Raw genomic sequence first — 20,636 nt, 5'->3', positions numbered from 1 at the left:
TACGAAACGCTCCCTGCACTTAGATGCAGAGAGCGTTTTTTTTAAGCTGTTCGGAATAAACGGAGTGGCAACAAGCGAACGGCAATCGTCGTGGCAATGACAGCTTTGATCGTATCCCATAAGACGAAAGGATAGTTAATCGCAAAAGCATCTTTGAACGATAGATCGAGTACAGCCATTAGACCAAATGTTCCAAGCAAGTAGACTAAACCAAGACCAAAGACGATCATCCCGATGAAGAGGGGAACGAAGCGACGCGTTTTTTCAGCAACAAGACCGATGAAGAATCCAGCAATCGGAAAGGCAATCAAATAACCAACGGTTGGTCCGACGAATGGGGCTAGTCCGCCTTTTCCGCCAAGCACCGGTAGACCAGCTGCTGCGAGTAATAAGAAGATTAAGACAGCGAGTCCACCACGTTTTCCGCCGAGAATCGCGCTGACCGTCATGATCGCGAGCATCTGGAGCGTGATCGGAACAGCGCCGACAAGTTGAATTTGTGGCAAAGAACTGACGGCTGCGATGATGGCAGCACCAAGGGCGACGAATGTTAAATCTCTTGTTTTCATAAATGAAGTCCTCTTTTCTGTTTGTGTTAACTATGTATATTTAAAGGTTAACACAAACGAATGAATGACGTCACTCTTTTTTTAAGACCAGGTATACATTTTAGTCATAGGCATAAAAAAAGCACCCACCGAAGTGAGTGCTGGAACAATCGATTAACGTGAGTAGTACTCGACGACGAGTTGTTCTTGGATTTGATCGTTCAATTCAGAACGCTCAGGAAGACGGACGAACGTTCCTTCGAGCTTCTCAGCATCGAAAGTAACGAAGTCTTTAGTTGCTGGAGCAACTTCGAGTGCTTCTTTGATAACGACAAAGTTCTTCGATTTTTCGCGAACTGAGATCGTTTGACCTGGTTTCACGCGGAATGATGGGATATCAACGCGTTGTCCATCAACTTGGATGTGACCGTGGTTGACGAGCTGACGAGCAGCACGACGTGTACGAGCCATACCCATACGGTAAACGACGTTATCAAGACGTGCTTCGAGTAAGAACATGAAGTTCTCACCGTGGATACCAGGCATTTTGCCAGCATCGTTGAAGATACGGTTGAATTGGCGTTCGTTTACTCCGTACATGTGACGAAGTGTTTGCTTCGCTTGAAGTTGAAGACCGTACTCAGATACTTTACGACGGCTGTTACCGTGTTGACCTGGTGCGTAAGGGCGTTTTGCGATTTCTTTTCCTGTTTCAGTAAGTGAGATACCGAGACGACGTGAGAGTTTCCAAGCTGGACCTGTATAGCGAGCCATAATAAGACTCCTCCTTATTGTTCGTTATTATTTGCATAAAAATAATAACGCCATCAAACCCACATTACGCCCATTTCATGATGTGGCACCCTCGCTTGATAGCAAAGTTACACGATGCCCCTCCGGTTATTCACCGAGTCATGAAATGTGATACGTAAGCGATTTGACCGCTATCGTTATCATTTCTGCACTTTTACAAGTATACGGTGTGGACAATCGACTGTCAATCAGAATTACAGATGGCGAAGCAGTGTCGTACAGAATGCTTCTAGACCAGCTTGATCGACTTCGTCGAAACGGTTGAATTCTGGGCTGTCGATATCGAGGACACCAATCGTTTGTCCGTCTTTGACGAGTGGAATGACGATTTCTGAATTCGAAGCTGCGTCACATGCGATGTGACCTGGGAACTGATGCACATCTTCGATTCGTTGTGTCGTCTGTTCTGCTGCGGACGTTCCGCAGACACCACGACCAAATGGAATACGGACGCATGCTGGAAGTCCTTGGAACGGTCCGAGGACGAGTTGGTTTTGCTCCGTATCCGTCAAATAGAAGCCGACCCAGTTGATACGGTCGAGGAACTGGTTGAGCAACGCGCTCGCATTCGATAAGTTTGCAACTTGATTGTCTTCTCCCATTAATAGCGCATCGAGTTGTTTTGAGAGCATGTCGTATTGTTTCGTCCGGTCACCTTCATATGTCTTTGTTTCGAACATAATAAAAATTCCTCCCGTAAAAAGCGTATTTTTTTTAGTTTAACGAGTTTTCGCGTAGCTGACAAACAATTGATTTTTGGAAAAAGGATTCAAAACAGCGGAAGAAATCAGGAAAAGCCCTTGTAAATCTATGCAAAACGGTTGCGCTATACTATTATAAGGATAAGATTATTGCGATTTAGAGAAAATCTAAAGTCGTAGGACAGAGTGGAGGTCGTGACAAATGTGGGCATGGGTGATCGGAGTCATCGTCATCGTATTACTCGTCATGCTATTTAGCATGATCAGTCGAAAAAAATACTACACGAAAATCGATGAACTTGATATGCGCAAACAAGGCATCGTCAGTGCATCGATTCCAAAGGAGTTGCAGGACTTAAAGCAACTACCGATGGCGGGTGAGACGGAGACGAAGTTCAGCTCCTGGCATCAAGCGTGGGAAGAGTTATTAACGGTCCACGTCGCCCAAATCGATGAGACCCTTTACCGGGCGGAGGAAGCGCTCGATAAATATCGTTTCATCGCCGTCAAGAATGACCTCGAAGTAACGGAACAATTGATTGCGGAACTCGAAGGGTTGATCGATGAGATGCTCGTCGAGATGTCGACGTTCAAAACGAATCAATCGGTTCTAGCCGAACTGAAAGCGCAAGGGGAAGCCGATTCAGGGCAAGTTCGGAAATCATTATTGATTCAAGCGAACTCATTCGGTCCGGCGCTTGCGCGTCTCGAAGAACGGAGTGAACAAATCGATGCGCACTGGAATGAGATGTGTCAGTACGAAGCTTCAGGTGAAGTGACGAAGGCGTATGAAACAAGCTTGCTACTCGAGCAAGAAGTAGCAACGACGCGTCAACTCGTCGAACTTGTACCGAAACAATGGAAGATTCTTGCTCATGAATTACGTCAACGGATTGATCAGCTCGGAGCAGGCTATAAGGAAATGTCGTTAGATGGGTATCCACTTGAACCACTCGGTCTCCAATCCGAGATCAAACGGTTCGAGGAACAACGTCTGAGCCTTTCTGAAAAAATCGAAATGCTAGAAGTCGATGGTTTGGAAGAGGCGATTCAACAGTTATCGGCCGATGTGGATCAAATGTATGATACGTTCCGTCGTGAGGTCGATGCGCGTCATCAAGTGAAAAAAGAAAACCAATTCTTGAAACAAAAAGCGCTACGGATGCGTGAACGGATTCATCAATTGGCACAAGAGTTCAGTATCTTACGTGAAAAATATGAAATCTCAGCAGATTTAGGGATTCACTATGAAACGATTCAGCGTGACGAAGAGCTGCTCTTTGAAGCAGCAAAAGATCTCGATGAGTCGATTGCCGGAAAAATCATCCCGTTCAGTATGCTCGAAGATCAGATGCGCGATGCGATTCGCCTCGAAGAACAGTTGATGATTCAGTACGAACGCTTTACGGTCGAACTCCAGGCACTTCGAAAAGAAGAGACGGAAGTTCGCGAACGAATCGTCGAATGGCGTCATCAGCTGTCGCAAACACGTCTCCGTCTAAAACGACTCGGATTACCGAACTTACCGGCTGAGGTGGAAGAAGCGCTTCGAAATGCGAATCGTTCACTGCAGACGCTTGAAACACGGTTAGAGGAGTTACCGTTTAACGTTCGATCGATCGTCGCACAAAGTCAAGACGTCCAAGAAACGTTTAAACATGTGCAAGAACGGTTAGATACATTAGTGTTCGAAGTCACGTATGCCGAACGGCTCGTCCAGTATGCGAACCGGTACCGTCGCCACGACAACGAGATACATATGTCGCTGACGATCGCGGAAACGAAGTTCTTAGCGGGAGACTATGAACGAACGATTGTCTTAGCGGAACGTGTCCTAAATGAATACGATCCGGCCGCGATCGAACGTATTAAACGGTCGTGTGCACCAGAAGAAACATTGCACGTTTAAATCAGGATCGACAATTCAGGGTGACCGTCATGGTCACCCTATTTTTGTAAAAAGAGGAGTGAGTGGAATGGGAACACTATACGTAAACGGATTGATTCGCACGATGGCACACGAAGAGGATGTCCATTCAGCGATGTTCGTCGAGAAAACGCGGATCATCGCGATGGGGGAGGAAGGAAAGCTACGCCGCCGTTTCGGTAGACGTATTGATCAGATTTACGATTTGAACGGAAAAGCTGTATATCCAGCCTTTACAGATGCGCATATTCATCTGATCGGTTACGGGGAAGCGATCAATCGTGTCGATGCCTCGCGTTATACGACGCTTGAAGCGTTAGGACAAGCTTTTCTCAAGGCGGAACCAGTCAATGGAATCCATGTGGCAGAAGGCTATGACGAAACGAAGCTTGATCGTGCACCGACGAAGGCGTGGCTCAATCAGTTGTTCCCTGACGCACCTGCCTTGTTGAAACGAACAGACCGGCATACAGCACTTGTCAACGATGTCTTATTCCAACAGCTCGGATATAAAGCGTCGACTGTCATCGAAGGTGGAAAGGTCGGTTTATCGGATAATGGAGAAGCTGACGGATTCTTGTACGATGCGGCGCTTGAACCTTTATATGCGTTACAAGCTGGAAACTTGGAGCGGAATAAAGCGTCCCTTCGGTCAGCGATTAAGAGCTTATACCAATATGGCATCATTGCGGCACACACAGAAGACTTGTCGTATCACGGGGATGTCGCGGACATCTTGCAAGCTTATAAGGAAGTGACGCAAGAGACAGGCTTCCATACGCATCTGCTCGTGCATCATCTTGTCATCGATGAGTTCGTACAACAACAACCTACTTTACCGTCAACGATGTCAATCGGTGCGATGAAACTGTTCGTCGACGGCGCGCTCGGAGGACGAACAGCTCTTCTCGGTCGTGGTTATTCCGATGATCCGACGACACGTGGTATCGAAGTGCATACGCCAGAACAACTCGAACAACTCGTCAAACGCGCACGTAGTTACGGGTTCACAGTCGCGGCACATGTCATCGGTGATTTAGCGATCGAGCGGTTCGTACAGGTGCTCGAGAAGTATCCGGCACCAAAAGGGAAACGAGATCGCATCATTCATGCGACGGTCGTCCGACCAGAAACGCTTGCGCGAATTCGGAAGTTACCGGTCTTGATTGACGTTCAACCAGTCTTTTTACTAGATGACGCCGACTTCATCGTCGATCGACTCGGCTTGAACCGCTTAGACTGGAGTTATCGTTTACGTTCGTTAGCTGAGACCGGCGCACTGTTGTGCGGCGGAGCAGATGCGCCGATCTCTGACCCCGATGTCCGACGGTCGCTTTATGCAGCGACGGAAGGAACGGCAGGGCGTGTCAATAAGACGAACGAGACGTTATCGATGTTTGAAGCCTTGTTGCTCTTTACGAAAAATCCACATCTCGCGACGGAAACACACGGTCGAAAAGGATTGCTCTTACCAGGCTATGATGCCGACTTCGTCATCTTTGAAGAAGACTTCTATCGCTTGCGTGGGGAAGCCATCTTGAATAACCGTTTGGTCGAGACGGTCCAAGCTGGAAAAACCGTTTATCAGGCGGAAGCCGCGTTAGTGTGATGTTTGCGTATAGTGTGAAATAGCTTCCGAATAGAACGTGGATAGTCCGGGGGCATACGCATCGTAATAGGCACGGAATCGTTCGTCAGACACATACATCTGACCGAGTGAGGCAAAGAGAGATAATGCGCACGGGTAATAATACGTATCGATGAAATCATGTTGTTCTTTGACGACTTGTTGAACGTCTGGATCCGTCGTCGCGTGCCCTTCGCGGTAAAGGGTCGTCAAGCGCTGATCGAGTTGCTTATGCATGCTGCTCAGTTGTTCTTTCTCTTTCGGCTTTCGTTGTTGTTGTCTTTTTGCACTGATTCGATAAGCGTCTGTGTCGCCATAGTGTTTTTGAACTTCATCTGCATGTTGCTTTTCATGCGTAACGATCTCTTCGTGACGCAAACCGCGGAATAATTGTTCGTCTTTCATCGGAATTCCTCCTTTTAAGGTGAGTAATGTCTGTTCAGCGAGTCGAGCAAGCATTTGATAATGCGAAGCTTTTTTTTGAAGGAGTGCAATCTGCTTTTTCAGTGTCGTATGATGATTGGAATCAGATTGCGTGAGTAATCTTTGGATTTCTGACAGTGGGAAATCAAGAGAGCGGTAGAGCAGGATTTGTTGTAAACGTAAAAGATCCTCTCTGCTGTAACTTCGGTGACCAGCATTGGTACGCTTTGGCACGAGGAGACCGATCGTCTCATAATGATAGAGTGTTCGTTTTGTGACGCCGGTCAGTTTGGCGATTTCCTGAGTGGAATACATCATTTGTGTACCTCCTTTGATTGGAGTATAAAGGGTGACGTAACGGAAGACGCAATAAAAAAATCTGCCCCGAGGAGGCAGATTTTTTTATTGTCATAAGAACGAGCGTTGAATCTTATGCCAAAATGTATTGTTCGTCAATTTGACGGTTTTCAGTTCTTTTTCAGAAAGCTGGATATCGACTGAATCTGTTCGTGTGAGACTGAGTGCTTCGTTATCCATCCCGATGATCGGATAGTCGTTTCCGTCCTCGATGATGCGTAACGAAAGTTTCCGTCCACGGTTCAGTAGGAAAGCAGAACCGAGTGTCCGGTACCGGTTGTTGTTGACGGAAGCAATTTCGCTGACTTGAAGACAGTGAATCAATGGATCGACGATCGCACCAGAGAGTGACTTATTATAAGCCGTAGAGCCCGTTGGTGTTGAGATGACCATTCCGTCCCCGCGGAATGTCTCAAACAGGAAGTCGTCGATATAGACTTCGATTGCGAGTGATTTGATGATGCTCGACTTCACGGAACATTCGTTCAGACAGAGCATCGGTGGTCCACCGTTGATGGATGCTTCGAGCAGTGGATAACGACGTACTTCGATTTCACCATCGGAGACACGGTTGCCTGTCTCTTTAAAGATGGCTTCGACCGCAGAAAGATCATTGATATCAAAATCACAGTAGAACGAGTTTGGTCCTTCAGCGAATCCAACATAGATCGCATCATCACGGAAACCTGTGAAGCGTGCCGCTTGCAAGAAAGCCCCATCTCCACCAATCGAGACGATGATGTTTGCTTGTCGGTGATCTTGGACGACGTTCAGTCCGTATCGTGTACCGACATCAATCAACTTTCGCACCTGCGTCTCGTGTCTTTGTGTATTTCGGTAGTACAGGTAGACATTATTTCGAGCCATGGTCAATTCCCCCTTGAAAGCGTTTCATGAACTCTTTCATTATACCTGTTTTTTAGAAAGACGGGTACTGAAGTCCATCAATTATGGCAGAATGCTTGCCATCTTCGCGGATCATTCCTATAGTTAAATAGAAAATATAGTATATCCAATCAGGGGAAAAGGGGAATTCATAATGGCAACGTTTAAAGGAAATCCAATCACACTTCAAGGAACAGCGGTTCAAGTCGGACAAACAGCACCTGACTTTCAAGTGTTAGCTAACGACTTATCACCGGTAACACGTGATACATATCAAGGTGTCCGGATCATCAGCGTCGTCCCATCGATCGATACAGGCGTTTGTGATGCGCAAACACGTAAATTCAATGAAGAAGCAGCAACAATCGAAGGTGTGACGGTCATGACGGTTTCAAACGACCTTCCATTCGCACAACGTCGCTGGTGCGCATCAAGCGGTCTCGATCAAGTCGTGACGTTGTCTGATCACCGTGATCTTTCATTCGGTACACAGTATGGCGTAGCCATCGAAGAATTACGCCTGCTTGCCCGTTCTGTTTTCGTTCTTGATTCAAACAACGAGATTACGTACGTTGAATATCTTGAAGAATCAACAGACGAAGTCAATTTCGAAGCAGCACTCGCTGCAGCACGTGAAGCGAAGTAAGAATGGTTTACAAACGCCGCTGAAGCGTTACAATGGAACTAATGATAGAAACGGCTCCCGCTCTACGGGGGGCCGTTTCGTTTTGGAGAGGATGACGTACATGGAGCCGTTAGAAAAGTTATATAAGGAATTAACACGTCAAACAAAACAAATTGAACGTGATCTTGATATGCCCTATTTAGAAGCGTTGACGACGGTGATTGATCGATTGAACGATCGTCATACTGAAAATGTAGACAAAGAAGTCATTCGGAAGGCAGTATCGCTTGCTATTCTAGAAGGGATGAAACAAGCGCAACCGAACCATTTGCCGACGCCAGATAGCGTCGCTTTGTTTGCTGGTTATCTAATCGGGAAATTGGTAGGTAAGGAGGACATCCGACTACTTGAGTTGGGGAGTGGGACAGGTGGCATGTTACATGCTGTCTTAAGTCAACTTTCGACAGGTACATCTGCTGAGGCGGTCGAGGTGGATGAGACATTGATTCGTTTATCGGCAGCGGTAACGGAATTACTCGACTATCCAGTCACGTATACCCATCAAGATGCGTTACGACCATTATTGTTAGATCCAGTTGATCTTGCGATGGCTGATCTTCCTGTCGGTTATTATCCGGATGAAGAGGCTGCCGCTTCTTACATCTTGAAACGAGACGAAGGCATGAGCTACAGTCATTTCTTGTTGATTGAACAAGCGATGCAATACGTCAAACCAGGTGGATTCGGTGTCTTCGTCATCCCGAACGGTCTTTTCCAGCATGATACGGAAGGGAAGTTGAAACAGTACTTCGAATCCAAAGCGCATGTCATCGGTATTTTGCAGTTGCCGCTCACGATGTTCAAACAAGAACAGGCAGCAAAAAGTTATTTGATCGTCCGTAATCATTTAGCCGGTATGAAGATGCCAAAACAAGCATTGCTTGCTGAGTTGCCATCGTTCACAGATGCCCGCGCGTTTGGTGGTATGGTGAAACAGATTGATGAATGGATTAACACAGAATTAAAATGAATTACGCAAAGTGATTGAAATCTGTCGTTAATTTGACTATTCTAGTTGTAGAACAGAAATAGAAGAAAACCTAAACAGATGTGAATGTTCATTGGATTCAAATGGAAAAGGGGAAAAATCATGGCAAAAATTATGGCGGTAAACGCAGGTAGTTCGTCTTTGAAGTTCCAATTGCTCGAAATGCCGAACGAAACGATGATCGCAGTCGGACTCGTTGAACGCGTCGGTAAAGACGATGCAATCTTTACGATCAAATATGGTGAAGGACAAAAGTATACAGATGTCCTCCCACTTGCAACACATAAAGAAGCAGTCGAGTTGTCACTCGAAAAATTAATGGAGTTCGGAATCATCTCGTCTTACGATGAGATTAAAGGTGTTGGACACCGTGTGCTTCATGGTAAAGAAAAATATGCAGACTCTGTATTGATTACAGATGAAGTCATGCACGATATCGAGTCGTACACAGAGCTCGGACCACTTCACATTCCACCAAACTTGATCGGAATCCGGGCATTCCAAGCATTGCTTCCGGAAGTACCACAAGTGGCAGTCTTCGATACGGCGTTCCACCAAACGATGCCAGAAGAAAACTTCCTTTACAGCTTGCCGTATGATTACTATACAGAATACGGTATCCGTAAATATGGTTTCCACGGTACGAGCCACAAATACGTTACGGAACGTGCATCTGAATTACTCGGTCGTCCGTTAAAAGACCTCCGTTTGATCTCGTGTCACTTAGGTAGCGGAGCATCGATCGCAGCAGTTTCGGGTGGCGAATCAATCGATACGACGATGGGCTTCACACCGCTTGAAGGGATCACGATGGGAACACGTTCTGGTTCACTTGACCCAGCGTTGATTCCATTCTTGATGGAGAAAACAGGGAAAACAGCAGAAGACGTCTTGAACGTCATGAACAAAGAGTCTGGAATCTACGGTCTCTCAGGTCTTTCAAGTGACTTGCGTGATGTCCAAACGGCTGCTAAAGAAGGAAACCATCGTTCAGAGATGGCACTCCGTATCTTCGCGAACCGTATCCACGGTTACATCGGGCAATACGCTGCTGAGATGAACGGTGTCGATGCGATCATCTTCACAGCCGGTGTCGGAGAAAACTCAGATTCAATCCGTGAGCGTGTCTTACGTGGTCTTGAATTCATGGGCGTTTACTGGGATCCATCACTCAACAACGGAGCTCGTGGAGAAGAACTCTTCATTAACTACCCACACTCACCAGTTAAAGTCATCATCATTCCAACGAATGAGGAATTGATGATTGCACGCGACACGGTTCGTGTTGGTGAATTAGTTGCTCAAAACGCATAATCGTTTCAAAAGGACTGAGTCGTTATTCCAACGATTCAGTCCTTTTTTTGATGAAATCTAAGGATGGGAATATACGAACATACGATCTATTGTTACGATGTTTGTCATATAACGAAAAATGAATCGTCATCTTTGTAAAAATAAACCCGAAAAAGGTCGATTTCTTAAAAAAATGAGTCGTTTGTAACATAAAAGTAATAGTACAGACATATTTTTGTGGTCTATATGTAACGGCACTCCTTCGTTTTGTCATGTATATTAATCTCAGTTAACAAACACGAAACAATGATGGAGGAGAAAATACATGATGAAACGGATGCTCGCAAGTGTTTTAACGGTCGTGTTAGCACTCAGTTCGTTCGCAGGTCTTCAAGCAGAGGCTGCAACTAAGAAAAGCGTCAAGTCAACAGTCGATAGCCTAGTCATTCGTCAGAAAGCTACTACTTCTTCGAAAAAGCTCGGTCTTCTATATAAGAATCAAACGTTATCGTACAAAGCAAAAACAGGTAACTGGTATAAAGTAAGTTACAAAGGCAAAACAGCTTACCTTAGCGCAAGCTACTCGAAAGTCGTAACATCAAGTAGCTCGAAAAAACAATCGACAGGTGGTTGGAAAACAATCACGAACGTAAGCGCAACAGCTTACACACCGTATGATCCAGGTAGTGGTAATCTGACAGCAATCGGTTGGAACATCAAAAGCTCGAAAAAGAAAGTCGTAGCGGTTGATCCACGTGTCATTCCACTTCGTTCGACAGTGAAAGTGTATTACAAAGGGAAATTAAAAGGGACGTATACAGCTGCTGATACTGGCGGTGCCATCAAAGGGAAGAAAATGGATATCCTTTACTACTCTCGTTCAGAAGCATTCAACTGGGGTCGTCGTACGGTCACAGTAAAATACAAATGATTTTAAACCATCGGACATTGGTTCGATGGTTTTTTGATTAAGTAGGTCGTCAAAAAAGCCTTTCTTCCTTTGAAATGAAGGGAGAAAGGCTTTTTGTAGAAGAGTGATTCATAACCGGACGATCAAGACGTCACATTTTGCGTAACGCGTAATGCTTTCAGAGACACTACCGATGAAGAAACGCTCGACAGCGTTCAAACCAGTTGCGCCACAGATGATTAAATCGGCATCGTGATTAGGAGCAAGTTTTTTAGCGATCGTTACTTTAGGTGAACCGTATTCAATCGCTACTTCGACTTCCTGTACACCGCGATCTTGAGCGGTCTTGACATATTCGTCTAGCAATTCCTTCGCGTAAGATTCGGCGCGTTCCGTGATGGTGCGGTCATAGGCTTCAACTGTTGCGAATGTCCGTGTATCAATGACGTGTGCGATGATCAATTTTGCATCATTTCGCAATGAAACATCGATTGCCGTCTCGAAGGCACGTTCTGCCTCTTTTGAGCCATCTACTGCTACGAGTACATTATGATAGACGATTGCCATGATGAATCCATCCCTTCGTAATCGATATGATGAGTACACCCTAATTATACCATTCTCTTACTGGGAGCGGACGAAACATTCAGTGAGTTCTAAAAATTGTTCTTCCTTTCCGTTCCGTCGTAAGATGGAGTCAGTGAAAGGGGGCGATGCCAAGATGAGGCACGCGTTAATTACAGCAGGTACAAAAGGACTGGGAGAACGAGTGACACGCCAGTTGCTGGAAGAAGGTTGGAAAGTGACAGCGTTTCATCGTTCCGAACCCGAATTTACACATCCGAATCTCATGACGATTCAAGCGGATGTGACAAACCAAGAAGAGTTGGAACGCGCAACCCAACAAGCAATCAACGAGCAAGGTCGGATTGATGCGTTGATACTTAATGCAGGACCTTATATATTCGAACGAAAAGCATTAGTGGATTATACTGATCAGGAATGGAATGAAGTGATCACTGGGAATCTGACAGCTAGTTTTTGGCTGTTACGTCAAGTATTACCCGTCATGCGTAAGCAAGCCTATGGTCGAATCATTACGTATGGCTTTCCAGAGAGTGCAACAGCGCCAGGATGGGTATGCCGGGCAGCGTTCGCTGCTGCTAAAAGCGGGATGGTGAGTTTGACGAAGAGTGTAGCGCTTGAAGAGGCCGAGCACGGCATCACGGTCAACATGGTCAACCCAGGAAACATCGTCGGTGACAATAAGACGAAGTTGATTTCTGAAGCGGAGCAAGATGAGGCGACGCCGGTCGGAAGAACGGGAGTTGGGGAAGATATCGCTCGCGCGATCTCCTTCTTGTTGGCAGAAGAATCAAGTATGATCACGGGAGCAATCCTCGATGTGACAGGTGGCGTCAATGTCGTCCATCAATCCCGTAAATAAGCAAAAACATCTAATCCAAGCAATGGATTAGATGTTTGAGACTGAAGATAAGGTGCAATTTTTCTCTAACGAGAAGGATTGCGCTTTTTTGTTCGTCTCGAATCGTTTTCCTGGGACAAGCATCGCGCCGCTTCGCTTCGCTGCAGGGTCGCTCTTGCTTGTTTTTCCCTAGGAAGCGATGTCGAGTGAACAAAACGTTCCTCAGATCCTACGGTATAAAAAGAATGACGCGTCACACGCCACTCCTACAGGAAAAAGCGCAATTTTGCGCTGTCAGAGACAAACAAGACCCGTTTTCCTGCTTGAATGAAGCGGGAAAACTGGCTTGTGTCTCGCCTGAGGAAAGGGCGTGAAAAGACGAGACATTTTTTTTAGTCAGACATTTTGTCTATAATCAGAAACACCTAATCCAAGCGATGGATTAGGTGTTTGTCTTGAGTTAAGATGACGGAATGGATTGAAGGTGTTTGGGTGTGCGAGTTAACGCAACTGGACCTTCCGCAGTGAGATGAATATCATCCTCGATACGGACGCCACCGACACCTGGAACATAAATGCCTGGTTCGAGTGTGTAGACGATACCAGCTTCAGCCGTCAGTAGATTGTTTGACGCGAGAGACGGGAATTCATGAACCTCGATTCCAAGTCCATGACCGACACGGTGCGTGAAGTACTGTCCGTAGCCAGCGTTTGTAATAACGTCACGGGCTGCCTTATCTAATGAACCGAGTGTCGTGCCGATCTGACTCGCTTCTGTCGCGGCTTCAAGTGCTTGACGAACCGTTTCATAGATTGTTTTCTGTTCTTCGTTCGCTTCGCCATAAATGAAGGTCCGTGTAATATCGGAACAGTAGCCTTTCCAAACGACGCCGAGGTCGAATAAGACGAAGTCGCCTTCTTGGATGACACGGTCGCCGGGTACACCGTGCGGATCAGCACTGTTTGCACCAAATAAAACAAGCGTATCAAATGACATCTCGCGGACACCTTTTTTCTTCATTTCATATTCGATTTCCGCAATGACTTCGATTTCCGTGATCCCCGGGCGAATCGCTTGTTTACCGATTTCGATTGCTTCGTCCGCAAGTGCTGCGGCTTCTTGAAGAATAGCGATTTCTTCCGGTGTTTTCTTCAGACGAAGCGCTTGTAAAGACTCACCGATATCAAGAATGGCTGCGTTCTCGAGACGTGAGCTTAGTTCCTGATAGCGACTGAACGTCATGTGTTCCCCTTCGATACCGATTCGGTTATTCGAGTGTTCGAATGTCGCGAATAATTCTGCTAATCGATCAAACGGGTTTTCGTGATCCTCATACGTCACGACGTCTCCTTCCCAAGGACTCGCTGCAACGATACTTGCTTCGAGTGCCGGACAGAATAATACATGTTTGCCGGTTACATCGACGAGGACCGCCATGACACGTTCGTGGGGTTCAGCGTAGACTCCTGAGAAATAAAAGACATTTGCCTTCGAAGTGACGACGGCTAAGTCGATTCCTTGTTCTTTCAGGAATTCACTGATTTGGTTCGTACGTTCGCTCATATATGATTCCACCTCTCTACTCATTTTCTACATAAGTATATCATCGTCCGGTTCGAAAAACATTTATCGTAAATCAGACTAGTACACGTTTTCATCTTTAGAGTAGTACAGTATAATGACAGGAGAGTAGAAAAAAGGAAAAGAAGGGATACAGTATGCCTACGAAACACGAACAGATCATTCGACATATCGAAGATCTTGATGTCGGAACAAAGATTTCCGTCCGACAAATCGCGAAGGATTTGACCGTATCCGAGGGGACGGCTTATCGCGCCATCAAGGAAGCAGAAAATTTAGGGTTCGTCTCGACGATTGAGCGAGTCGGAACGATTCGGATTAAAAAGAAACAAAAAGAAAATATCGAGAAGCTGACATTCGCGGAAGTCGTGAACATCGTTGACGGTCAGGTGCTCGGTGGTCGAAATGGATTACACAAGACGCTGACGAAATTCGTCATTGGCGCAATGAAGCTCGAAGCCATGATGCGCTATATCGATGTCGATAGTCTCGTCATCATCGGAAACCGCGAAAAAGCACATGAACTCGTGCTTGAAGCAGGAGCTGCTGTATTGATTACCGGTGGCTTTGATACGACGGAGGATGCAAAACGATTAGCGGATGAGATGGAGTTGCCGATCATTTCGACGTCCTACGATACGTTCACGGTTGCGACGATGATCAACCGTGCGATTTATGATCGATTGATCAAAAAGGAGATTTTACTCGTTTCGGATATTTTAATTCCGTTGCATGATACGTTCTATTTACAGACGACGGATCCGATTTCACGCTGGCACGAGTTGAATGAGCAGACGAAACACAACCGTTATCCCGTCATCGATGAACAAATGAAGGTCGTCGGTGTCGTGACAGCGAAGGACATCATTGACCGTCCGCATGATTGGGCTGTTGAAAAAGTCATGACCCGTCATCCGATCACGGTGGGTATTCGAACGAGTGTCACGAATTCTGCGCATCAGATGGTCTGGGAAGGAATCGAGATGTTACCGGTCATCGACCAGTACGGTCGATTGCTCGGGATCATTAGCCGTCAAGACGTCCTCAAGGCACTGCAACTCGCGAATCGTCAGCCACAAGTCGGAGAGACGTTCGACGATCTAATTACAGGACAGATCAAGGCGGCAGAGGACGAACGGGGACCGTACTTATCGCTTGAGGTCTCGCCGCAAATGACGAACTTCATGGGGACTGCTTCGAGTGGGGTGTTGACGACGCTTCTAGTCGAAGGAGCGACGCGAATGTTGCGCCATATGAAAAAAGGTGACCTTGTCATCGAGAACGTCAGCATCTATTTCATTAAACCTGTTCAAATCGAGAGCACGGTAACGATCCGGGCGAATGTCTTTGACGTCGGTCGAAAATTCGGGAAAGTCGATGTCGAGATGTATCAAGGCACACAAATCGTTGCGAAGGCACTCGTGACATCCCAACTCATCGATCGTTAAATGAATCAAAAAGAACCGAAGTCAATGGACTTCGGTTCCTCTGAATCTAGCTCAGGATTGCTCCATCTCGCGGACGACATACGGATAAATCTTTTTGTAACGGATGAATCCGGCGATGAATGAAGCAACACCGACGATGATTAAAATGGAACAAACGATTTTCCCGACGAGTGTCGTTAATCCGTTTCCGGAAACGAACTGGTTGACGGCGAATAGGATGACGAACAAGCTCAACCAAATGCTCGCTTGCGTATTGAACAAGTATTTTCGGTTCGTGCTTTTCGTATGGAACGCGCGGCGTTTTGCTAACAAATACCCACCAAGCGAGAAAACGATGAGGGCGATGAGGATGAATTGCATGTTAAAAGGACCTCCTTTTTGTCTTCATCTCATATCATATCAAGATTAGAGGAGCTGTGCACAGTGAAAGAGCAAATCAAACAAATGATTGAAGCGGCAGATACGATCATCATTCATCGTCATGAACGTCCAGATCCCGATGCACTCGGTAGTCAATTCGGTTTGCAATTGACGTTACAATATCAATTCCCTAGCAAAACGGTATTAACGGCCGGAGAGATGGCGACATCATTGTCATTCATGGGAGAGCTCGATCAAGTAGACGATGAATTATACAAAGAGGCGTTAGTCGTGATTCTGGATACAGCGAATCAAGCGCGGATTGACGGGAAGGTTGCGATGACAGGAAAAGACGTCATTAAAATCGACCATCATCCGGATGAAGATCCATACGCACCAGTGCAACTCGTCGATACGACGATGAGTTCGACATCGGAATTGCTCGTTCATTTATTGAACGAATGGGGATACGAGATTCCAACATCAGCTGCCATTCAATTCTACGCTGGGATCGTCGGTGACACAGGACGTTTCCAATTCCGTGGTACGACGAAACGAACATTTGAAGTCGCTGCGCAATTGATTGATGCAGGAATCGATACGGACTGGTTGTATCGCAATATGTACGAAACAGAACTTGCAGCGCTTCATTTACAAGGATATGTCCTTCAACATATTCAATTGACGGATCAAGGTGTCGGTTATGTCGTATTGACACAAGATACGTTGAAGCAGTTCGGGGCGACGGTTGAGCAAGCATCGTTGCTCGTCAATAGTTTTGCCGGTTTAAAAGGCATGAAGTGTTGGGCATTGTTCCTTGAAACGGACACGGAGGTTCGCGTCCGGATTCGTTCGAAGGGTCCCGTCATCAATGAAGTAGCAAAAGAATTCAATGGTGGTGGACATCCGATGGCGTCTGGTGCAACGATTGGACAGTTGAGTGAGGTCGAACGTGTCATCCGTCGTCTGGACGAGGTCGCTGCTAACTTCCAGTTTTAAATGGAAAAAGGCTGCTCGGTCTCACTCCTCTCATTGAGGAAGCGAAGCGAACAGCCTTTTTACGCTTATTGCGTTTTTGTTTCGTCTTGCGGAATGAACCAAACGCCACGATCTGTGTGATCTTCAATGACATTCAGTTGAAGTTCAGCGACAGATTTGCGAATCTTCTCAGCGATTTCTTCCGTTTCAGTAAAAGCGGTAACACCGAGCTTTAATTGTTCGACTTTTTCACGTGCGATTTGACTGCGATTCAAAATCATGAGAAACGCTCCTTCCGTACCCGTCATGATATTTCTATACTTATTGTATCGAATAATAAATCAGATGGCGAGTACTTGAGTCAGTTAGATATGAATGTTCTGAAAACTTTTAAAAACATCCATCAGAAGAGAAAGGAGAATGGAAGATGCATATAAATGTTCGAACGCAGTTTAGTCCATTGCAGAGTTTAGTTCGAATCGAGCCCTATCTCGATGAACTAGTCCGTCGACACATCGGACGAGCGGTCATCTGTGAAACGACATTGACAGGAGTTCCCGCATTCATCGATGCATGTCAGCGTCGAAATATGCAACCGATCGTCGGATGGGAGCAGCGAATCGAAGAAGAAGAATTTTGTATCTTATGGTTTGCTTTTTCTTCTGATGGACTGCGTCAACTGTATCGACTAGCCAGTCAACAAGAGGAGACTGAAGTTTCATCACTGATTGCGGTGCTCGTGCCACTGCGTCAAGCCTCTGAAGATGCGACGCGTCTACGTCGTTCCTTCGTTCAATGGATGGGACACGTTCAAGGAGCGCGTACATATATGGGCGTGACCTCTAGTCGCTCAACGGTCGAACGAGAGAGTCGTGCGCGTTACCGCGAAGTAGCAGCAGCGCTTGGTGTTGAGACCATCCCAGTCGATCCTGTTCGTTACATTCGTCGAGATGAAGCGTCAGCGTATCAAGCAATACGTGCGATTGGTGAGGCGACGACGTTCCAAGACCAAAAGACAGATCGTCTGATGCATTTAAAGACCCGGGAAGAGTTACTCGAAGACTTTACCGAGCGAGAAATTACGATGGCGGAGCAGTTTGCTACGACATCTGAACGCTTGGAATTACCGTTTCAACAACGTCCACTGCCACGTATCGCGGAAGACTCGAATGCGTTATTACGGAAACGTGCTGAGGAAGGGTTACTGGCACATGGTCATGAAAGTAACGAAGCGCGGGAACGTCTCGCTTATGAACTATCAGTCATCGATAAGACGGGATTTGCTGATTACTTCTTAATCGTTGAAGAACTCGTACGTAGTGCAAAAGCGAAAGGCATTTTCGTTGGACCTGGTCGAGGCTCAGCAGCTGGATCACTTGTCAGCTATGCGCTTGGGATCACGACGGTGGATCCATTGAAATATGGATTACTATTCGAACGATTCTTGAACCCTGAGCGGATTTCCATGCCGGATATCGATATCGATATCGAAGATGAACGACGCGAAGAAGTATTAGAGGATCTCGTGATGCGTTACGGAAAAGATCACGTTGCTCAAATCGGTACATTGTCGACGCTCGGTGCCAAAGCCGCTTTGCGAGACGTCGGACGGACGCTAGAGTTTTCGAAGGATGAGTTAGATGCTGCGGTCAAACAGCTTGGAAAATCAACGATGTTACAAGGGATTGAACAAAACAAACAGACATATCGCTGGTTCTCTGGAAGCGAAAAGCGCCGGCAACTGTTGCAACTAGCGCAAGCGGTCGAGGGTCTCCCGCGACAACGTTCGGTTCACGCGGCCGGTGTCGTCATTGGATCTGAACAGCTCGTCGAGACGACACCCGTTGAAACGGGACCAAATGAACGCTATGTGACGCAGTTTTTGATGCAGGCATTGGAACGTCAAGGATTGTTGAAAATTGACTTGTTAGGATTACGAAATCTCAGTCGTTTGCGTCGGATGGAAGAATTGATTCGACGAGAACAGCCATCCTTTACGCTCACGCAAATTCCAGAAGAAGACCGCGCGACATTCCAAGTCTTTGCCCGCGCCGAGACGGATGATATTTTCCAATTCGAGTCGACAGGTATGAAACAGACGTTGCGCGAAGTCAAACCGAATCGGTTCGAAGATTTGGTGGCAACGATGTCACTCTATCGTCCGGGACCAATGAAATTCATTGATCTGTACGCGAAACGAAAAGCTGGTCAACCTTATCAGATGTTGCATCCCGTATTAGAAGACGTACTTGCACCAACGTATGGCATCATCGTCTATCAGGAACAAGTCATGGAAATCACCCGTCGAGTAGCTGGATTTACACTCGCACAAGCAGATTTATTACGACGTGCGATTTCTAAAAAAAGTACGGATTCGCTCGAACAGGAACGGGTTCGTTTTCTTAAAGGAGCAAAGTCGAATGGATTCGATGATGCGATCGCACAATCACTCTATGAACAAATTGAGCGATTCGCTGGGTATGGATTCAACCGAAGCCATGCGGTCGCCTATTCAAAGATTAGTTATGCCCTCGGGTACATCAAAGCGCATTTCCCGCACATTTTCTTGCTCGTCTCGGTCGAACAGCCGGAGCGTCTCGTCCGATTGATGCGCGAACGACGTCTCCCTGTCCACTCGCCGGATGTCTGGATTTCCGATTACCGTTCTTCACTAGAAGGCAAAGGGATTCGACTCGGTATCCATGTGATTAAAGGTATTTCCGAGCGAGAGTTCGAGCGTGTAAAGGAAGCATCGAAGCACACGGCGACGATTGCTGATCTGTTAACCCACATCGGATGGGGCAAGAAGGAGCGCGCGAAAATTGAATTGTTACTCTACAGTGGTGCGCTAGACCGAGCGACGCACGGCGATCGCGGACTCGCCGAACAAGAGGTACTCGAGTATTTCACCGAGTCATCGAATACATTACTTCCGGACGAACTGGCAACCCTCGGGAAACGCCGGACACAGAAGTCATCGAAACGAAGTGATTCCGACTGGGCACGATTAGAACGGGAAGCGCTTGGATTCTGGTTGACGTATTCTCCGTTGACGACAGCAATGAAAGCTCCGGTTGAATCTGCTTATTTCCATGACCTTGGCGTCGGTTCGGAAACACACTATTTAGTCTGTTATATTGATCAGATCCGAGAGTTCAAGACGAAACGCGGTCAAACGATGGCGGTCATTCAGGCAGTCGATGGGTATTCGAATGAAGAGGTCGTCGTCTTCCCGAATCAATATGAACGATTCCGTCGATCACTTTATTTAGGAAACGTCTTATTGATTGAATTAAAGGTGCAGGATCGCGAAGGGGAGCGTCAGTTCATTTTGGAACGTCTCCGTCCGCTTGGACAAGATGTGCTATTCGTCAAGTTAACATCGAAAAATGAGCTGGCCGCACTTGAACAGTTGCTTGAAGCGGCACCAGGCGATATTCCAGTCGTCGTCCGCTACGCGGATTCACGTGAGACGAAATCATTACCGCCGCTTTATGCAGTTCAGCATGATGAGGAATTACTAGCTCGGCTACGTATTCGGTTTGGCGAGGATCATGTTGTCCTGAAAAATGTCCCCCGCTCAAACTAGTACTAGGTAATAAGATTTGTTATAATAAGGGGTAATTGGTCTGACCAATGCCACCGATTGAAGCAACCGACTGAAGGGTCAGAAAGGTGGTGCCGT

General features: G+C 46.5%; 19 protein-coding genes. 10 read left to right on the top strand and 9 right to left on the bottom strand.

The genetic code is table 11. From position 1 onward, the window contains the following. Window positions 1-41 precede the first annotated feature (41 nt). From KNQ03_RS05450 to KNQ03_RS05440, 3 genes are all read right to left on the bottom strand, one after another. Entirely contained in the window at window positions 42-569 is a 528-nt protein-coding gene (locus KNQ03_RS05450; protein ID WP_214723802.1) for a biotin transporter BioY, read from the bottom strand. Window positions 570-722: 153 nt separating this feature from the next. Further along, window positions 723-1,322, bottom strand: a complete 600-nt coding sequence (gene rpsD, locus KNQ03_RS05445) for a 30S ribosomal protein S4 (RefSeq protein ID WP_023469059.1) — start codon at window positions 1,320-1,322, stop codon at window positions 723-725. Between the two features lie 233 nt (window positions 1,323-1,555). Further along, a complete protein-coding gene (locus tag KNQ03_RS05440) occupies window positions 1,556-2,041 on the bottom strand; it encodes a GAF domain-containing protein (protein ID WP_023469058.1) in 486 nt (161 codons plus the stop codon). Window positions 2,042-2,264: 223 nt separating this feature from the next. Between KNQ03_RS05440 and ezrA the strand changes: the two genes are divergently transcribed. Beyond that, a complete protein-coding gene (gene ezrA / locus KNQ03_RS05435) occupies window positions 2,265-3,971 on the top strand; it encodes a septation ring formation regulator EzrA (protein WP_064299501.1) in 1,707 nt (568 codons plus the stop codon). 67 nt (window positions 3,972-4,038) lie between these two features. Then, window positions 4,039-5,598: an amidohydrolase gene (locus tag KNQ03_RS05430; RefSeq protein WP_214723800.1), complete on the top strand. Its 1,560-nt coding sequence runs from the start codon at window positions 4,039-4,041 to the stop codon at window positions 5,596-5,598. Here the strand turns inward: KNQ03_RS05430 and KNQ03_RS05425 are convergent. Further along, on the bottom strand, window positions 5,590-6,357 hold the full coding sequence (locus tag KNQ03_RS05425; protein ID WP_214723798.1) for a MerR family transcriptional regulator: 768 nt from the start codon (window positions 6,355-6,357) through the stop codon (window positions 5,590-5,592). The two genes, KNQ03_RS05430 and KNQ03_RS05425, sit on opposite strands and share 9 nt — an antisense overlap. Window positions 6,358-6,447: 90 nt before the next feature. Next, window positions 6,448-7,263, bottom strand: coding sequence for an NAD kinase (locus KNQ03_RS05420; protein ID WP_023469054.1), 816 nt, complete (start codon window positions 7,261-7,263; stop codon window positions 6,448-6,450). Between the two features lie 172 nt (window positions 7,264-7,435). Between KNQ03_RS05420 and tpx the strand changes: the two genes are divergently transcribed. The 4 genes from tpx (at window position 7,436) to KNQ03_RS05400 (ending at window position 11,178) form a co-directional block, all read left to right on the top strand. Continuing rightward, window positions 7,436-7,927, top strand: coding sequence for a thiol peroxidase (gene tpx / locus KNQ03_RS05415; protein ID WP_035396538.1), 492 nt, complete (start codon window positions 7,436-7,438; stop codon window positions 7,925-7,927). A gap of 100 nt (window positions 7,928-8,027) precedes the next feature. Continuing rightward, window positions 8,028-8,936 (top strand): class I SAM-dependent methyltransferase, encoded by a 909-nt coding sequence (locus KNQ03_RS05410; protein WP_023469052.1) that lies wholly within the window; start codon window positions 8,028-8,030, stop codon window positions 8,934-8,936. A gap of 120 nt (window positions 8,937-9,056) precedes the next feature. Beyond that, the gene (locus KNQ03_RS05405) at window positions 9,057-10,268 is read left to right on the top strand and encodes an acetate kinase (RefSeq protein WP_050678580.1); all 1,212 of its coding nucleotides are present in this window, start codon (window positions 9,057-9,059) and stop codon (window positions 10,266-10,268) included. Between the two features lie 304 nt (window positions 10,269-10,572). Beyond that, a complete protein-coding gene (locus KNQ03_RS05400; protein ID WP_050678579.1) occupies window positions 10,573-11,178 on the top strand; it encodes a 3D domain-containing protein in 606 nt (201 codons plus the stop codon). Window positions 11,179-11,286: 108 nt separating this feature from the next. Here the strand turns inward: KNQ03_RS05400 and KNQ03_RS05395 are convergent, their stop codons facing one another. Continuing rightward, on the bottom strand, window positions 11,287-11,724 hold the full coding sequence (locus KNQ03_RS05395) for a universal stress protein (RefSeq protein ID WP_029342342.1): 438 nt from the start codon (window positions 11,722-11,724) through the stop codon (window positions 11,287-11,289). Between the two features lie 154 nt (window positions 11,725-11,878). On the opposite strand from KNQ03_RS05395, the gene KNQ03_RS05390 reads away from it, so the two are divergent. Beyond that, complete coding sequence (locus KNQ03_RS05390) at window positions 11,879-12,604, top strand: SDR family oxidoreductase (protein ID WP_050678578.1); 726 nt, start codon at window positions 11,879-11,881, stop codon at window positions 12,602-12,604. A 439-nt stretch (window positions 12,605-13,043) separates the two neighbouring features. Here KNQ03_RS05390 and KNQ03_RS05385 read toward each other — a convergent pair whose 3' ends face one another. Further along, window positions 13,044-14,147 carry a M24 family metallopeptidase gene (locus tag KNQ03_RS05385; protein WP_214723796.1) on the bottom strand — a complete coding sequence of 368 codons (1,104 nt, stop codon included), beginning with the start codon at window positions 14,145-14,147 and terminating at the stop codon, window positions 13,044-13,046. Window positions 14,148-14,302: 155 nt separating this feature from the next. Here KNQ03_RS05385 and KNQ03_RS05380 point away from each other — a divergent pair, with 155 nt between their 5' ends. Then, on the top strand, window positions 14,303-15,613 hold the full coding sequence (locus KNQ03_RS05380) for a DRTGG domain-containing protein (protein ID WP_023469046.1): 1,311 nt from the start codon (window positions 14,303-14,305) through the stop codon (window positions 15,611-15,613). A gap of 51 nt (window positions 15,614-15,664) precedes the next feature. Here the strand turns inward: KNQ03_RS05380 and KNQ03_RS05375 are convergent, their stop codons facing one another. After that, window positions 15,665-15,973: a YtpI family protein gene (locus KNQ03_RS05375; RefSeq protein ID WP_023469045.1), complete on the bottom strand. Its 309-nt coding sequence runs from the start codon at window positions 15,971-15,973 to the stop codon at window positions 15,665-15,667. Window positions 15,974-16,036: 63 nt separating this feature from the next. On the opposite strand from KNQ03_RS05375, the gene KNQ03_RS05370 reads away from it, so the two are divergent. Further along, window positions 16,037-16,972: a DHH family phosphoesterase gene (locus KNQ03_RS05370; protein ID WP_214723794.1), complete on the top strand. Its 936-nt coding sequence runs from the start codon at window positions 16,037-16,039 to the stop codon at window positions 16,970-16,972. Between the two features lie 65 nt (window positions 16,973-17,037). Here the strand turns inward: KNQ03_RS05370 and KNQ03_RS05365 are convergent, their stop codons facing one another. Beyond that, a complete protein-coding gene (locus KNQ03_RS05365; RefSeq protein WP_023469043.1) occupies window positions 17,038-17,232 on the bottom strand; it encodes a YtzJ family protein in 195 nt (64 codons plus the stop codon). Window positions 17,233-17,378: 146 nt separating this feature from the next. Between KNQ03_RS05365 and dnaE the strand changes: the two genes are divergently transcribed. Next, entirely contained in the window at window positions 17,379-20,540 is a 3,162-nt protein-coding gene (gene dnaE, locus KNQ03_RS05360; RefSeq protein ID WP_214723792.1) for a DNA polymerase III subunit alpha, read from the top strand. Window positions 20,541-20,636: the final 96 nt, after the last annotated feature.

Origin of the sequence: Exiguobacterium sp. s143 (assembly GCF_018618895.1) — a bacterium.
Taxonomy (GTDB): domain Bacteria; phylum Bacillota; class Bacilli; order Exiguobacteriales; family Exiguobacteriaceae; genus Exiguobacterium_A; species Exiguobacterium_A abrahamii.
The sequence above is the reverse complement of the archived record's forward strand: the minus strand, read 5'-3'. Positions and strand labels throughout refer to the sequence as shown.

Excerpts from the sequence above, each read along its gene's own strand:
- KNQ03_RS05450 (WP_214723802.1), bottom strand. The coding sequence starts at position 569 with ATGAAAACAAGAGATTTAACATTCGTCGCCCTTGGTGCTGCCATCATC.
- rpsD (WP_023469059.1), bottom strand. The coding sequence starts at position 1,322 with ATGGCTCGCTATACAGGTCCAGCTTGGAAACTCTCACGTCGTCTCGGT.
- KNQ03_RS05440 (WP_023469058.1), bottom strand. The coding sequence starts at position 2,041 with ATGTTCGAAACAAAGACATATGAAGGTGACCGGACGAAACAATACGAC.
- ezrA (WP_064299501.1), top strand. The coding sequence starts at position 2,265 with ATGTGGGCATGGGTGATCGGAGTCATCGTCATCGTATTACTCGTCATG.
- KNQ03_RS05430 (WP_214723800.1), top strand. The coding sequence starts at position 4,039 with ATGGGAACACTATACGTAAACGGATTGATTCGCACGATGGCACACGAA.
- KNQ03_RS05425 (WP_214723798.1), bottom strand. The coding sequence starts at position 6,357 with ATGATGTATTCCACTCAGGAAATCGCCAAACTGACCGGCGTCACAAAA.
- KNQ03_RS05420 (WP_023469054.1), bottom strand. The coding sequence starts at position 7,263 with ATGGCTCGAAATAATGTCTACCTGTACTACCGAAATACACAAAGACAC.
- tpx (WP_035396538.1), top strand. The coding sequence starts at position 7,436 with ATGGCAACGTTTAAAGGAAATCCAATCACACTTCAAGGAACAGCGGTT.
- KNQ03_RS05410 (WP_023469052.1), top strand. The coding sequence starts at position 8,028 with ATGGAGCCGTTAGAAAAGTTATATAAGGAATTAACACGTCAAACAAAA.
- KNQ03_RS05405 (WP_050678580.1), top strand. The coding sequence starts at position 9,057 with ATGGCAAAAATTATGGCGGTAAACGCAGGTAGTTCGTCTTTGAAGTTC.
- KNQ03_RS05400 (WP_050678579.1), top strand. The coding sequence starts at position 10,573 with ATGATGAAACGGATGCTCGCAAGTGTTTTAACGGTCGTGTTAGCACTC.
- KNQ03_RS05395 (WP_029342342.1), bottom strand. The coding sequence starts at position 11,724 with ATGGCAATCGTCTATCATAATGTACTCGTAGCAGTAGATGGCTCAAAA.
- KNQ03_RS05390 (WP_050678578.1), top strand. The coding sequence starts at position 11,879 with ATGAGGCACGCGTTAATTACAGCAGGTACAAAAGGACTGGGAGAACGA.
- KNQ03_RS05385 (WP_214723796.1), bottom strand. The coding sequence starts at position 14,147 with ATGAGCGAACGTACGAACCAAATCAGTGAATTCCTGAAAGAACAAGGA.
- KNQ03_RS05380 (WP_023469046.1), top strand. The coding sequence starts at position 14,303 with ATGCCTACGAAACACGAACAGATCATTCGACATATCGAAGATCTTGAT.
- KNQ03_RS05375 (WP_023469045.1), bottom strand. The coding sequence starts at position 15,973 with ATGCAATTCATCCTCATCGCCCTCATCGTTTTCTCGCTTGGTGGGTAT.
- KNQ03_RS05365 (WP_023469043.1), bottom strand. The coding sequence starts at position 17,232 with ATGATTTTGAATCGCAGTCAAATCGCACGTGAAAAAGTCGAACAATTA.
- dnaE (WP_214723792.1), top strand. The coding sequence starts at position 17,379 with ATGCATATAAATGTTCGAACGCAGTTTAGTCCATTGCAGAGTTTAGTT.